Annotated in this window: 11 protein-coding genes; 5 read left to right on the top strand and 6 right to left on the bottom strand. The window is 41.8% G+C overall.

Features of this window, described 5'->3' with window-relative positions:
* Nucleotides 1-184: 184 nt before the first annotated feature.
* Genes G9Q97_RS12795 through G9Q97_RS12785 form a run of 3 tightly spaced genes read left to right on the top strand, consistent with a single transcriptional unit; the run spans nucleotide 185 to nucleotide 6,319 of the window.
* A complete protein-coding gene (locus G9Q97_RS12795; RefSeq protein WP_166147451.1) occupies nucleotides 185-3,514 on the top strand; it encodes a VCBS repeat-containing protein in 3,330 nt (1,109 codons plus the stop codon).
* A 16-nt stretch (nucleotides 3,515-3,530) separates the two neighbouring features.
* Nucleotides 3,531-4,910: a vanadium-dependent haloperoxidase gene (locus tag G9Q97_RS12790; RefSeq protein ID WP_246255647.1), complete on the top strand. Its 1,380-nt coding sequence runs from the start codon at nucleotides 3,531-3,533 to the stop codon at nucleotides 4,908-4,910.
* Between the two features lie 23 nt (nucleotides 4,911-4,933).
* Nucleotides 4,934-6,319 carry a vanadium-dependent haloperoxidase gene (locus tag G9Q97_RS12785; RefSeq protein WP_246255645.1) on the top strand — a complete coding sequence of 462 codons (1,386 nt, stop codon included), beginning with the start codon at nucleotides 4,934-4,936 and terminating at the stop codon, nucleotides 6,317-6,319.
* Here the strand turns inward: G9Q97_RS12785 and nadD are convergent, their stop codons facing one another.
* From nadD to G9Q97_RS12765, 4 genes are read right to left on the bottom strand one after another with little or no spacing between them, the layout of a single operon-like run.
* Nucleotides 6,320-6,886 carry a nicotinate (nicotinamide) nucleotide adenylyltransferase gene (gene nadD, locus G9Q97_RS12780; protein ID WP_166147449.1) on the bottom strand — a complete coding sequence of 189 codons (567 nt, stop codon included), beginning with the start codon at nucleotides 6,884-6,886 and terminating at the stop codon, nucleotides 6,320-6,322.
* On the bottom strand, nucleotides 6,883-7,464 hold the full coding sequence (gmk, locus tag G9Q97_RS12775) for a guanylate kinase (RefSeq protein ID WP_166147448.1): 582 nt from the start codon (nucleotides 7,462-7,464) through the stop codon (nucleotides 6,883-6,885). The genes nadD and gmk overlap by 4 nt, the downstream gene beginning before the upstream one ends.
* A gap of 6 nt (nucleotides 7,465-7,470) precedes the next feature.
* Nucleotides 7,471-7,743 carry an anti-sigma factor gene (locus tag G9Q97_RS12770; RefSeq protein ID WP_166147446.1) on the bottom strand — a complete coding sequence of 91 codons (273 nt, stop codon included), beginning with the start codon at nucleotides 7,741-7,743 and terminating at the stop codon, nucleotides 7,471-7,473.
* A gap of 22 nt (nucleotides 7,744-7,765) precedes the next feature.
* A complete protein-coding gene (locus tag G9Q97_RS12765; RefSeq protein ID WP_073095374.1) occupies nucleotides 7,766-8,356 on the bottom strand; it encodes a sigma-70 family RNA polymerase sigma factor in 591 nt (196 codons plus the stop codon).
* Between the two features lie 116 nt (nucleotides 8,357-8,472).
* Between G9Q97_RS12765 and G9Q97_RS12760 the strand changes: the two genes are divergently transcribed.
* Nucleotides 8,473-9,366: a lysophospholipid acyltransferase family protein gene (locus G9Q97_RS12760; protein ID WP_166147444.1), complete on the top strand. Its 894-nt coding sequence runs from the start codon at nucleotides 8,473-8,475 to the stop codon at nucleotides 9,364-9,366.
* A gap of 74 nt (nucleotides 9,367-9,440) precedes the next feature.
* Here the strand turns inward: G9Q97_RS12760 and G9Q97_RS12755 are convergent, their stop codons facing one another.
* A complete protein-coding gene (locus G9Q97_RS12755; RefSeq protein WP_166147442.1) occupies nucleotides 9,441-9,593 on the bottom strand; it encodes a hypothetical protein in 153 nt (50 codons plus the stop codon).
* Between the two features lie 332 nt (nucleotides 9,594-9,925).
* On the opposite strand from G9Q97_RS12755, the gene G9Q97_RS12750 reads away from it, so the two are divergent.
* Nucleotides 9,926-10,978 carry an ATP-binding protein gene (locus G9Q97_RS12750; RefSeq protein ID WP_166147440.1) on the top strand — a complete coding sequence of 351 codons (1,053 nt, stop codon included), beginning with the start codon at nucleotides 9,926-9,928 and terminating at the stop codon, nucleotides 10,976-10,978.
* A gap of 15 nt (nucleotides 10,979-10,993) precedes the next feature.
* On the opposite strand, the gene G9Q97_RS12745 is transcribed toward G9Q97_RS12750, so the two are convergent.
* Nucleotides 10,994-12,382: a sigma-54-dependent transcriptional regulator gene (locus tag G9Q97_RS12745; protein WP_166147438.1), complete on the bottom strand. Its 1,389-nt coding sequence runs from the start codon at nucleotides 12,380-12,382 to the stop codon at nucleotides 10,994-10,996.
* Nucleotides 12,383-12,532 lie beyond the last annotated feature (150 nt).

Raw genomic sequence — 12,532 nt, 5'->3', positions numbered from 1 at the left:
CGCATTTTAATGAATTGAAGAAGGGACGGCCAGCTGGTCGTCCTTTCTTTTTTTGTCCATATTCTTGGTTCATATCCGGGTTCCCTGAATTGTCATAGATAAGGAGTGTCTTTCTAGTCCCCTGTGAAAATACTGCTAAGCTTGTCAATTCTTCTTATATTTGTAGGAATATTCAATCATCTCTATGTTCAATTATCTCCGCCTCAAAGTACCTTTAATCAGTTTGTTCCTTTTAGGCTTTTATTGCCAATCGTGTCAGAAGAAAAGTCAAAAAGAACCTGAGATAAAGCAATTTACCTTATTAAGTCCGGAAAAGACCGGTATTGACTTCGAAAACACCCTTACGGAAGGATTGAACACCAACATTCTGGTATATGAATATTTTTATAATGGAGGAGGGGTAGCCACAGGCGACCTGAATGGGGATGGCCTGGATGATCTCTACTTTTCCGGAAACATGGTGGCCAACAAACTTTATCTCAACAAAGGAAACATGGAATTTGAGGATATCACCCAAATTTCCGGGGTAGCCACCCGATCCAGTCCATGGAAGACAGGGGTAAGCATGGCCGATGTCAATGGGGACGGGCTGTTGGATTTGTATGTTTGCTATTCCGGAAGTCTCCCCCCTGAAAAAAGAAAAAACGAACTTTACATCAACCAGGGCAATAACGATAAGGGTGTTCCCCTATTTAAGGAAATGGCTGCTCAATATGGTATTGACAGCGAAGCTACCAGTACTCAGGCCAGCTTTTTTGATTTTGACAATGATGGGGATCTGGACCTTTTTCTGCTCAACCATAACCCAAAATCCCTCCCTGTATTGGATGAAGCCAGTACAGCAGCCATCATGAAAAATTCGGATCAGGCGGGACCGCAACTTTTCCGGAATGACGGAGAGACCTTTACAGAAATAACGGAAGCATCCGGTATTCTCCGCGTCGCCCTTTCCTATGGTCTGGGGGCAGGTATTGCTGATATCAATGGCGACGGTTGGATGGACATTTACATTTGCAATGATTACACCGTGCCGGATTACCTTTACCTCAACAATGGTGATGGGACTTTTACAGATGTGATCGCCGAGGCCATGGGGCATACTTCCCATTTTTCTATGGGTAATGATATTGCAGATATCAACAATGATGGCTATCCCGACATCTTCACGCTGGACATGTTGCCGGAAGGAAACAAAAGGCAAAAGCTGCTGATGGCCCCGGATAACTACGAAAAATTTGAGTTTAACCTGAACGTGGGTTTTCATCACCAGTACATGAGGAACATGCTTCACATCAACCATGGCAATGGCACTTTCAGTGAAATGGGCCAATTGGCGGGTATTTCGAATACCGACTGGAGCTGGGCCGCTCTTTTTGCAGATTTTGACAATGATGGTTTGAAAGATTTGTATGTTACAAATGGTTATTTCAGGGATTATACCAATCAGGATTTCCTGAAATACATGGCCGACTACCTGAAAAACAACGAAAATGGTCTGAGAAGGAAAAACATTCTCGATCTGGTCTATCAGATGCCCTCATCAAATCTTGTAAATTATATATATAAAAATATAGATGGCTTGAATTTTGAAAAAAAGGTAACAGGTTGGGGGATGGAACAGCAGGCCAATAGCAACGGCGCAGCTTATGCAGACCTGGACAATGATGGTGACCTTGACCTTATCGTTAATAACATCAACCTGCCCGCATTTATCTATCAAAACAATGCGGATTCCCTTTCAGACCACCACTTTTTAAAAATAAAACTCAAAGGTAATCCCGGTAATACCTATGGGATTGGAACAAAAGTAAAGCTTTACCAGGATAGCAACATGCAATCCATGCAGCAAATGCCAGCAAGGGGGTACCAGTCCAGTGTTTCTCCGGTGCTTCATTTTGGCCTTGGAGCCAATAGTCAGATTGATTCCCTTCACATAATCTGGCCTGATGGTTCCATTGAAAAGATTCAAAATATAAAAGGCAACCAAACAATAGAGGTGTTAAAAGGAAATGCGGGAATCAACTCCCTACCACCAAGGAAAATCAACCCCCTGTTGGTCGAAACCACGTCCCCCATTGCCCATCAATCCCCCGAAAACACAACCAATGACTTCAAGAGGCAACCTTTGATGGTGAACCCCATATCCTTTACCGGTCCTGTGATGATTAAAGGAGATGCAAACGGTGATGGTTTGCCTGATCTTTTTATTGGCGGAGAACCTGGGCAGTCCGGAAGTTTATACCTGCAGCAAGCCGATGGGAGGTTTACCAAAAAGGCAGTGGCTGATTTTGAAAAAGACCGGGATTACCAGGATACAGATGCTGTATTTGAAGATTTCAACGGTGATGGATATATTGATTTGTTCGTAGCCAGTGGAGGTTATGGAGATTTTCTCCCTGAAGACCCCCTTTTACAAGACAGGCTGTACCTCAATGATGGCACAGGCAACCTCGTCCGAAAGGTAGATTTACTACCTCAAATGCTTACCAGCACAGGAGCCATTGCTGCGCAAGACATCAATAATGATGGTTTTCCAGACCTGTTCATTGGAGGGAGGGTCATTCCCGGAAGGTATCCCGAAACACCCAAAAGCTACCTCCTGATCAATGATGGCAATGGAAAATTTGAAGACCAAACGGCAACATGGAACCCGGATTTGGCTTCCCTGGGTCTGGTGACTGACGCAGCCTGGGCAGATCTCAATGGCAATGGGCTTTCGGAATTGGTAGTCACAGGAGAATGGATGCCAATTGCCGTATTTGAATTATCCGATAATAAACTGGTAAACAACACTTCCAATTACTTTGATGATTCCTACCTGGGCTGGTGGAACACCCTCCACATTACAGATGTCAATGGGGACAAGCTCCCCGATTTGGTAGTGGGAAATCACGGATTAAACAGCCAGGTAAAAGCAAGCGAGGACAGCCCTGCTGAAATGCATTTTAAAGACTTTGACAACAATGGTGCCGTGGACCCCATTTTAAGTTTCTATATAGAGGGCGTCTCCTATCCTTACCTGACAAGGGATGAGCTTCTGGATCAAATATCCATGATGCGAACACGTTTCAATGATTACGCAAGCTTTGCTGAGGCCAAATTGGAAAATATTTTTTCCAAAAACGAACTTGAGGGGGCAGGTTATCTGAAGGCAAACTTCCTGGAAACAAGCCTATTTATCAACCGCAAAGACCAGCCATTTAAACGGGTGCCTTTACCTTTAGAGGTTCAGGCCTCGCCTGTTTTTGCGATTGAAAGCATGGATCTCAATGCAGACGGACACGAAGATTTAATTTTGGGAGGGAACATTGAACGGGCCAGATTACGTTTTGGTAAATATGATGCCAATTTTGGAACGGTGCTTACGGGAGATGGAGAAGGAAACTTCAGCTACCTGCCTCAGAAGTATTCTGGTTTGAAGGTTAAAGGTGATGTAAGAAGTATCCTTGATTTGGAAGGTAATGTCCTGTTTGGTGTCAATCAGGGAGCAGTAATAGCTTATGGCTTACAATAAATTGAATCCTTTTTTAATGAAATGGAAAGTAATGTTTATTCGACATATATTGCCGGCCAGGCCGCTTCATTTGGCTTTGGTCCTTGCCCTTGCGGTGTCCTGCAATACTTCTTTGGAAAAAAAACCAATTGAGGCTGAAACCATCGGTTGGATTACGGAAAAGATGACTGACCTCATGGTGCACGACATCACTAACCCCCCTTTGGCAGCCAGATTTTATGCTTATGCCTGCCTATCCGGGTATGAGGTAATCGCTCTTGAGAATGAGAATTATCCTTCCTTCTCTGGGTTTATTAACGGCCTTCCCCCCATCGAAGCCCCTGGTGAGAAAAGCCCTTCCCCATCCCTGAGTGCTGCCTTTGCCATGATACATACTTCTGCCAGCATGCAACCTTCTGGTATGGAAATGAAAGCTTTTAAAATGGCCCTGACAGACTCTGCTGCTGCCAGGGGATATACCGAAGAGGAAATCAGTAAAGCAGCAACTTACGGTGAAAATATCAGCCAACAAATTCTGACTTATGCACAGGCGGATAAATACAAGGAAATAAGTAACTATCCCCGGTACCAGGCTTCTACAGAAGAGGGCAAATGGTACCCCACACCTCCCGGTTACTTTGCACCGGTAGAGCCTTATTTCAACACCGTAAGGCCATTTGTGCTTCATTCCTCTGACCAGTTTAAACCCCTGCCTCCTGAAGCCTTTTCCACAGATTCCAATTCCAGATTTTTTCATTTAATGGAAGAGGTTTATCAGCTGGAGATGAATAAAGAACAAAGAGAAATAGCAGCCTTTTGGGACTGTAATCCATTTGCTTTACAGGAAACGGGGCACCTGATGGTGGGTATCAAACAAATTTCACCCGGAGGACATTGGATGGGAATTACTGATATTGCCTGCCAAAAAGCAAAGCTTGGGTTTGAAGAATCCATGAAAATCAATACTTTGGTGGCTTTAGGATTAATGGACGGATTTATCAGTTGTTGGGATGAAAAATACAGGAGTGATCGTATCAGGCCTGAAACGGCTATCCGAAAGTACCTGGATCCAAACTACCAACCCATGTTACAAACCCCACCCTTCCCTGAATACCTGAGTGGACACTCCACCATATCCACAACTTCCGCCGTGATCCTCAGTCATTTTTTTGGTGATGATTTTGCCTACACGGATACGGTGGAAGAAAAATATGGTCTGGGCACCAGGGATTTCGATTCCTTTATGCAAGCTTCCGAGGAAGCGAGTATTTCCAGACTTTATGGCGGTATTCACTTTATGGATGCCATTACCAGGGGACAGGATCAGGGCAAGAAGGTGGCTAATTGGATAATTGGGCAATATGAACAGCATCTTTTAAATTCGGGAAAAAACCTGACTGAAAAACAGGCCGATTAAGACAATATAGTTTTACAATTAATATGATGAATTCTTCACCAAAAAATATTCCGGTCAGGCATCTTCTGATTCCCCTGTTCCTGATGCTTTTCACGGCTTCGTGCAAAGAAAATGAAGCGTACAAAAGTTTACTGGAAGAACATTATTTTTTAGTAGATGCCAATGGAGCGTTAACGGATGTCATTGTGCACGATATTTTTTCCCCTCCGGTTGCGAGCAGGATTTATGCCTATCCTTCCATTGCTGCCTATGAGGTAGCTGCATTGGCTGACCCGGAACAATATACTTCCCTAATGGGGCAGTTAAATGATTCCAAACCCCTTGCCATAACTATTGAAAATAGGGAGAAAATCAACTTTCATTTGTCTGCACTGGCGGCATACTGTAAAGTAGCCACTAATTTGATTTTTTCTGAACAGGACATGGAGGCATATAAGGAGGCCGCCTATGAAAAGATTCTAATGGCAGGGATGCCAAGAGCCGAATTTGATGCTTCTGTTCATCTGGGGGAAGTAGTGGCAGATGAAATTATGGTCTATGCTTCAAGGGACAATTACCATCAGAGCAGGTCCTTTGAAAAATACACCATCAACAATGACCCGGGTTCCTGGAAGCCCACCCCTCCCGCCTATATTGAGGGGATCGAACCTCATTGGAATAAGATCCGGACTTTTTTTCTGGATTCAGCCGACCAGTTTATCCCGCCTCCTCCACCACCATTCGACACTCTTCCGGAAAGCCGGTTTTTTCTGGATGCCAAGGCGGTAATGGATGCTGGCAACCAAATGAATGAGAATCAGGAAGAAATAGCCTACTTCTGGGATTGCAACCCCTATAAGATGAATGTAAAGGGGCATGTGATGTATGCGGAAAAGAAAATTACTCCGGGCGGACATTGGATGGGCATTACGGGTATTGCCTCCAAAGCCGGAAACCTGGACTGGAAACAAACCGCTGAAGCCATGGCTGTAACATCAATATATCTTTTTGATGCCTTCATCTCCTGTTGGGACGAAAAATACAGAAGTGTTTTGATAAGGCCTGAAACGTACATCAACCAATACATGGATCAGGATTGGCTGCCCCTTCTCCAAACACCTCCTTTTCCTGAATACACCAGTGGGCATAGTGTAATCTCCACGGCAGCATCTATCGCCCTGACAAGGCTACTGGGAGAACCTTTCCATTTTATGGATTCCACCGAGGTAAAATATGGTTTAGGTATTCGTGAATTTGATTCGTTTAGGGAAGCTGCGGAGGAGGCTGCCATCAGCAGGTTTTACGGTGGAATACATTACCTTCCGGCCATTGATCATGGTGTTGACCAGGGAAAAGCCATCGCGAAACAAATTAACGAAAAAATCAGCACCCGGAAGGGAAATACAACCAACACTGCACTAAAGGACTGATCAGAGAAAAAATTTCTTGTCCCGGATATAATCCAAAACATGAGGATGCAGCAGGTACCTTACCGACCCCCCTCTCTGTATCGTTTTCCGGATAAAAGTGGCCGAAATATCCAGTAAAGGAGCTTCTACGTAACGGATGTGCTCATGGTCAATACTTTTGTTCCTGCCAGGCCTGGGGTATACATACATTCCATATTGCTTCAAAATTTCCTGGCTGTTTTTCCACTTGTGAAAATGGTTGAGGTTATCACCTCCCAGTATCAGGTGGAATTCATTCCCAGGATGTTTCTCAGAGAGATAAGTCAAGGTATCTATCGTATAACTGGGCCTGGGCATATGAAACTCCACGTCTTTCACCCTGAAATTAAAATTGTCCGCAGTGGCCAATTCTACCATTTTTAACCGGTCAAATTCATGTAGGAGGGATTTGCTGGACTTAAGGGGATTTTGTGGAGATACCACAAACCAAACTTCTTCCAAGTCGGTCTGATCCTGCATGGAATCGGCAATGATCAGGTGGCCAATATGAATCGGGTTAAAGGAGCCGAAAAACAAACCTACTTTCAAACCTTATTGGATTCAATAAAATTCCTGACAAGTGTTTCCGCTTCTTTGAAGGAAGCATCAAGATCCTGATTCACCAATGTCACATCAAACTTACTTTCAAATCCCATCTCAAATTTGGCCTTGTAAATCCTTCGCGAAAGACTTTCCTCAGAATCGGTACCCCTGTCCCGGAGTCGTTGGGCAAGATCCTCCATGGAGGGTACTTTTACGAATATTGCCAGCGCTTTTTCTCCAAAATATTGCTTCAGGTTTAAACCACCTTTGACATCTACATCAAAAATCACATGTTTACCCTCATCCCATATCCTTTGGATTTCTTCTTTCAAGGTACCGTAAAAATTACCTTCATAGACCTCTTCCCATTCGATAAAAGCATTTTGGTTTATTTTATTTTGAAACTCTTCCGGACTTAAAAAATAATAATCCTTTCCGTTTTCTTCTTCCCTTCCTCTTTTATCCCTGGTACAGGCAGATATAGAAAATCCAAGTTGAGGCATTTCCTGAAGCAAGTGTTTGACGATAGTTGTTTTACCCGAACCCGACGGGGCCGAAAAAATGATGGCTTTGCCCTGAGACATGAAATTTTATTTGATTTCCTGAATTTTTTGCCGAATACTGTCTTTTAATTCTGCAGGCACCATGTGTTTGGTGCATTTGCTTTTTAAGACCTCCCGAATTACTTTTTCAAGATGATAGTGTTCAAAACAAGGTTGGCACTTGGCCAGTTTCTCATCCAAGATTTCCTTTGAACCTGAGGATTCTTCCCCATCCAGAATGCTTTCCAACAGTTCGAAGCATTTACTTTCATCGTTACAGTTCAATTTTCTCTTGCTGGATGTGTTTAGATCTTTGTCCATTTCACGTTTTTCTATTCAAATATTATTCTTCCTCTGTATCATAGCCCATATTTTCGGCGTAAGAACGAAGTTTGTCCTTCAAAAGGTTCCTTGCCCTGTGTAGCCTGGAACGAACTGTCCCAATTGGAATATCCAGGATCTTGGCCATTTCTTCATAGGTAAAACCCTCCAGGTCGCAAAGAATGATAACAGTCCTGAAATCAACTGCCAAACTGTTAAGGGCATTGGAAATCTCATCGCCCAACATGTCTTTGACGGCATCTACCCTCAAATCCGAGGTCATATTATAATCAACATTATCCGAGTTATAATAAGTTTCAACTTCCTGATAATCTACCTTGGAGGGTTGCTTGCTTTTCTTTCTGTACTCGTTGATAAAGCTGTTTTTCAGGATCCTGAAAAGCCAGGCTTTCGCATTTGTCCCTTTCTCAAAAGAATTGATAAAACGGTATGCTTTCAGGTAGGTGTCCTGCACCAGATCCTTCGCATCATCTTCATCAAAGGTCAATCTGAAGGCAAAATTGTACATAGAGTCAATATGAGGCATGAACTCATGATCAAAAATGCTGTTTTTCTCTTTATCTGAATATTTTTTTCGCTGTACTTCGGACATAGGCCTTAAAATTACAAATTGGCTTTATTTATAACTAATTTTAGCCAAGAAAGTCATCATAATTTCATTATTTTGATTTTCCTTTTTGACATCCAATTAATGCGGTTGAAAAACAAATGATCTTAATCCGTCTGATTTCCATGCTTCCTCTGGGCGTATTATACGTTTTTTCAGATTTGCTTTACCTGGTTGCCTATTACCTGATAGGGTACCGGAAAAAAGTCGTACAGGAAAATTTGGCCAATGCGTTTCCAAATAAAAGTTGTGCAGAGAGAAAACAAATTGAAAAGGATTTTTACAGAAACTTTACGGACTCCCTGGCAGAAACCATCAAGTTACTTACCATGGGCAAAAAGGAGCTGAATAAAAGATTCCTCTCTAAAAACGCTTACCTGATTTTTGACCGGGTGAACAAAGGAGAGATTGTAATCGGTATGTGCGGCCATTTTTTCAACTGGGAGGGGCACCTTTTGACCGTTTCCTCAGAGGTGCAGGAAAAATGTGAAACCATTTATACAAAAATAAACCATCCCTTTTTTGAAAAATTGATGTTCAGCATCAGAAGCAGATTAGGGGCCAAAATCAGTGAACGCAAATCGTTTCAACGGAATTTTCTGAAAAACAGACATCTGCCAAGATTGATTGTCTTGGCCGCCGACCAAAGGCCCAATCAAATGGACATCAGGTACCGGACCAGTTTCATGAACCGTCAAACCGTGTTTTTTGAGGGAGGGGAAAAACTTGCCAAAAAATTTGGCCTAACTGTAATTTATGCCTACACCAGCAAACCCAAAAGAGGCCATTATATTTTTGAATATCACATTTTATCCGGCCCCCCTTACACTGACCATTCCCCTCATTCCATTACCGAAAAATTCATAAGTCTGGTAGAAAGAAATATAGAAGATCAACCAGCTTTGTATCTATGGTCCCATAACCGGTGGAAAAACCAGGCGAAAACCAGTAAGCCTGAGAATCCCACTACCTCCCGCAAACCGCAATCCAAATAGTCATCCCGTAATGTCACCGGGAGACAATATCCAATGGTTTAATAAGCCCATTTGCAATATATTGGATTGAAAACCTATTCTATTCCATGACTTTTCCTTTCTGGGTTTTTCTTCAACTCTTGCGGGTTAAGGTTTCTTTTAAATCTTTGGTTTTTTGCCGCCTGACCTGCGAAAACATTATCCGCATGGAAAAACTCAAACTTCTTTTTGGTCTTGTTTTTTTTCATTCTGATCGGATTTGTTATTGGCTTGGAAACACCCTGAGTAAGTTGGTTTCTTACTACCTACAAGAAATATCAGACCAGGAAATCCATTTCCCTATTAAAAATTCCTGTGTTTTTTTAATATTTTTTTACATGAAATATAATTCTATTTATCCGAATATCGAAGTCATAATATTTTATTAAATTAATTTATTTAGTTTTTTTATTTTTAAAAAAAAAGTAAACTCAGAAACAAAAAAAATGAATAATAATTCTATCCGGGGTGTTTTTTTCCCATCACGGGTAAAATTGCACGATTTATGGTTTATAAAGATTAAAAACAATACTTCATTGATATGTTAAAACCTGAATCATACAGGGATGCATTTCAAAAATCCCATCAGATTTTATTGTTGCTTGATTGTGAATACAGGATTTTGGATGCCAATAAAACCGCCCTCCGCCAACTGGGTTATTCTGCTGAGGTTCTCTTCAGCATGAATGTTCCTGATTTGTTCTACCATATAGCACAAGGTGAAAATTTCACCAAAGAAATTTGCAAAAAGGATAATGTCATCAATTGGGAATACCTGTTAAAAAATAAAGAGGGCCAGGCAATTCCTGTCCTTTTAAATGGGGATAAGATCCATGAAAAAGAAGACATTTATTTGCTGAGTGCCCAAAACATTGGTGAAATCAGGAAAGAGACAACAGCCGCCATTCGAAAGAATGAACTTACTGCTGCCAAGTCACTCAACCACCTTATCGTACATGAAATAAAAAATTTATCCTACGGAATGGGGCTGGCAGTAGCCGAGCTTAGAGAAAGTATGGATAAAATACCAAAATATTTATCCGGTAGTATCGACTTTATTGAGGAAAACAACAAGCGTTTGGGGCAGACCATCAAGTCCTTACTGGAGTTTGACAAAAGTTTTGATTTTAATTTCAGGTCATTGAATATCAATGAATTGATCAAAGATGCCATAGAAAATAATCGCAATAAATTCAAGCTGATGGGAATTCAGCTAAATGTAAATCTGAACGAAAATGATTTTTTCTACCCAATAGACAGGGACAAGTTGCTGATGGCTCTAAATAATATCATCAATAATGCGATTGAATCCATTCAAAATACAGAAGGAGTCATCAGCATCAGTTCCAGGTTGGCCAATCAGAAATCCATCGTACGCATTGCGGATAACGGGATTGGAATGAGTGATGAAGAGCGCACCAATCTATTCAAACCCTTTTATACCACCAAACCCAAAGGAAACGGGATGGGCCTTTATACGGCAAGGGAAATTCTCATGGGTCATCAAATTGGTTTCCACCTTGATAGTGAAAAAGAAACCGGAAGTACTTTTTCACTTTATTTTGATAGAAAAAACGTGGACCCTACCACCTGAAGTCAAGGTGAGTAGCTAGGCCTTTACTTCAAACCTTTTTAGTTTTTGGTACAGGGTCTTTCGGTCTATGTTTAATAACTCAGCAGCTTTGGTTTTGTTAAATCCAACTTCAAGAAGTACCTTCCTGATATGTCTAGCCTCAGCCAAATGAGCCTGAGATTTAAGATCTAACACTGGTAGTTCCTCATCAACTAATGGACCGATCTGCGGGATTTTATCAGCTAAAATCTCATTATCCCGGGCCAGTAGGGAAGCAGGTAGTGCAGCCCTGTGAATACTAGCCCCATCTTCTGTTAACAGGCAAGCCCTGCGTAGGGTGTTTTTTAGCTCTCTGATATTTCCTGGCCAGGAATAATTATTGAATAGAACCTCTACTTCTTCATCTAAGCCACAAAAGGATTTGTCCAGTTCTTTACCTGTTTTTTCTATATAATGATTTACCAAAAGCGCCAAATCTCGGGGTCTCTCCCTTAGTGGCGGCACTTTGAGGTTAAATTCATTGATCCTGTAATAAAGATCTTCCCTAAAAAGACCCTCTTTTACTTTGCCTAAAAGGTTTTCGTTGCTGGCTACGATAATTCTGACATCTACCTCTTTCAATTTAACACTTCCCAATTTGCGAACCTTTCTTTCCTGAAGGGCCCTTAGCAGCATCACCTGAATGTCCAGGGAAAGATTAGCGATTTCATCTAAAAAAATGGTACCACCTTCCGCCAATTCGAATGCCCCTGTCTTGTCAGAAAAAGCCCCAGTGAATGCACCCTTTTCATGACCAAAAAGTTCGCTGGCCCCAATCTCTTTGGAAAGGCTTCCACAATCGATTGGAATAAAAGGACCATTGCACCGTTTGCTGCATTGGTGTAGCAATCTGGCTATGGATTCCTTACCGGTACCCGTTTCTCCCTCTATTACTACCGAGTAGTTGGTAGGACCGACAAGGGAAAGTGACTTCATCAATTTCTTCGTTGATTCATCCCGCCCCATTACCAATTCTTGCTCAGGGGAAACCTCATTATGCTCTTCAGGATAATGTTTCCCCTTTGCTTTGGAGCTCAATGCCATCTTTATGGTATCCAGCAAATCATCCGGCCTCAGTGGTTTTTCAAGGTATTGATAGACCCCTTTTTTTACCAGTCCTATTGCCACCTGAAGGTTAACATAGCCGGTAATAAAAATGACCACCGCATCAGGGTTCACTTTCCGGATTTCAGGATAGATGGTACTCCCATCATAATCTCCGAGGCGATAATCACAAAGGACAACGTCAAAATGCTCCTTTTGAAGTTTTTTTAGTCCCTGTCTGCCGCTAATGGTGGTTTCAGTTTCAAAACCCTTCTTTTGTAAATATCCTGAAAGCAGTTTGCAAACAGAAATTTCATCATCAATAATGAGGATCTTATTCATATAGAAATTGGTGTCGGTTTGAATACAAATAGCTAAAAAGTGAATAAAACGACCTGAAATTAAAAATTTCCAAATTTCTGCAAGCAGGTACCTTTATGTAATTACTGCCAGGGTGAACTGGACACATTCTAACTATGATATTGACAAAAT

This window comes from Cyclobacterium plantarum, assembly GCF_011290685.1.
Classification (GTDB): Bacteria; Bacteroidota; Bacteroidia; order Cytophagales; family Cyclobacteriaceae; genus Cyclobacterium; species Cyclobacterium plantarum.
Note: the sequence above shows the minus strand (reverse complement) of the source record. Positions and strands in the feature narration are given on the sequence as shown.

Coding starts and splice junctions, on each gene's coding strand:
- G9Q97_RS12795 (WP_166147451.1), top strand. CDS start 185: ATGTTCAATTATCTCCGCCTCAAAGTACCTTTAATCAGTTTGTTCCTT.
- G9Q97_RS12790 (WP_246255647.1), top strand. CDS start 3,531: ATGAAATGGAAAGTAATGTTTATTCGACATATATTGCCGGCCAGGCCG.
- G9Q97_RS12785 (WP_246255645.1), top strand. CDS start 4,934: ATGATGAATTCTTCACCAAAAAATATTCCGGTCAGGCATCTTCTGATT.
- gmk (WP_166147448.1), bottom strand. CDS start 7,464: ATGTCTCAGGGCAAAGCCATCATTTTTTCGGCCCCGTCGGGTTCGGGT.
- G9Q97_RS12770 (WP_166147446.1), bottom strand. CDS start 7,743: ATGGACAAAGATCTAAACACATCCAGCAAGAGAAAATTGAACTGTAAC.
- G9Q97_RS12765 (WP_073095374.1), bottom strand. CDS start 8,356: ATGTCCGAAGTACAGCGAAAAAAATATTCAGATAAAGAGAAAAACAGC.
- G9Q97_RS12760 (WP_166147444.1), top strand. CDS start 8,473: ATGATCTTAATCCGTCTGATTTCCATGCTTCCTCTGGGCGTATTATAC.
- G9Q97_RS12755 (WP_166147442.1), bottom strand. CDS start 9,593: ATGAAAAAAAACAAGACCAAAAAGAAGTTTGAGTTTTTCCATGCGGAT.
- G9Q97_RS12750 (WP_166147440.1), top strand. CDS start 9,926: ATGTTAAAACCTGAATCATACAGGGATGCATTTCAAAAATCCCATCAG.
- G9Q97_RS12745 (WP_166147438.1), bottom strand. CDS start 12,382: ATGAATAAGATCCTCATTATTGATGATGAAATTTCTGTTTGCAAACTG.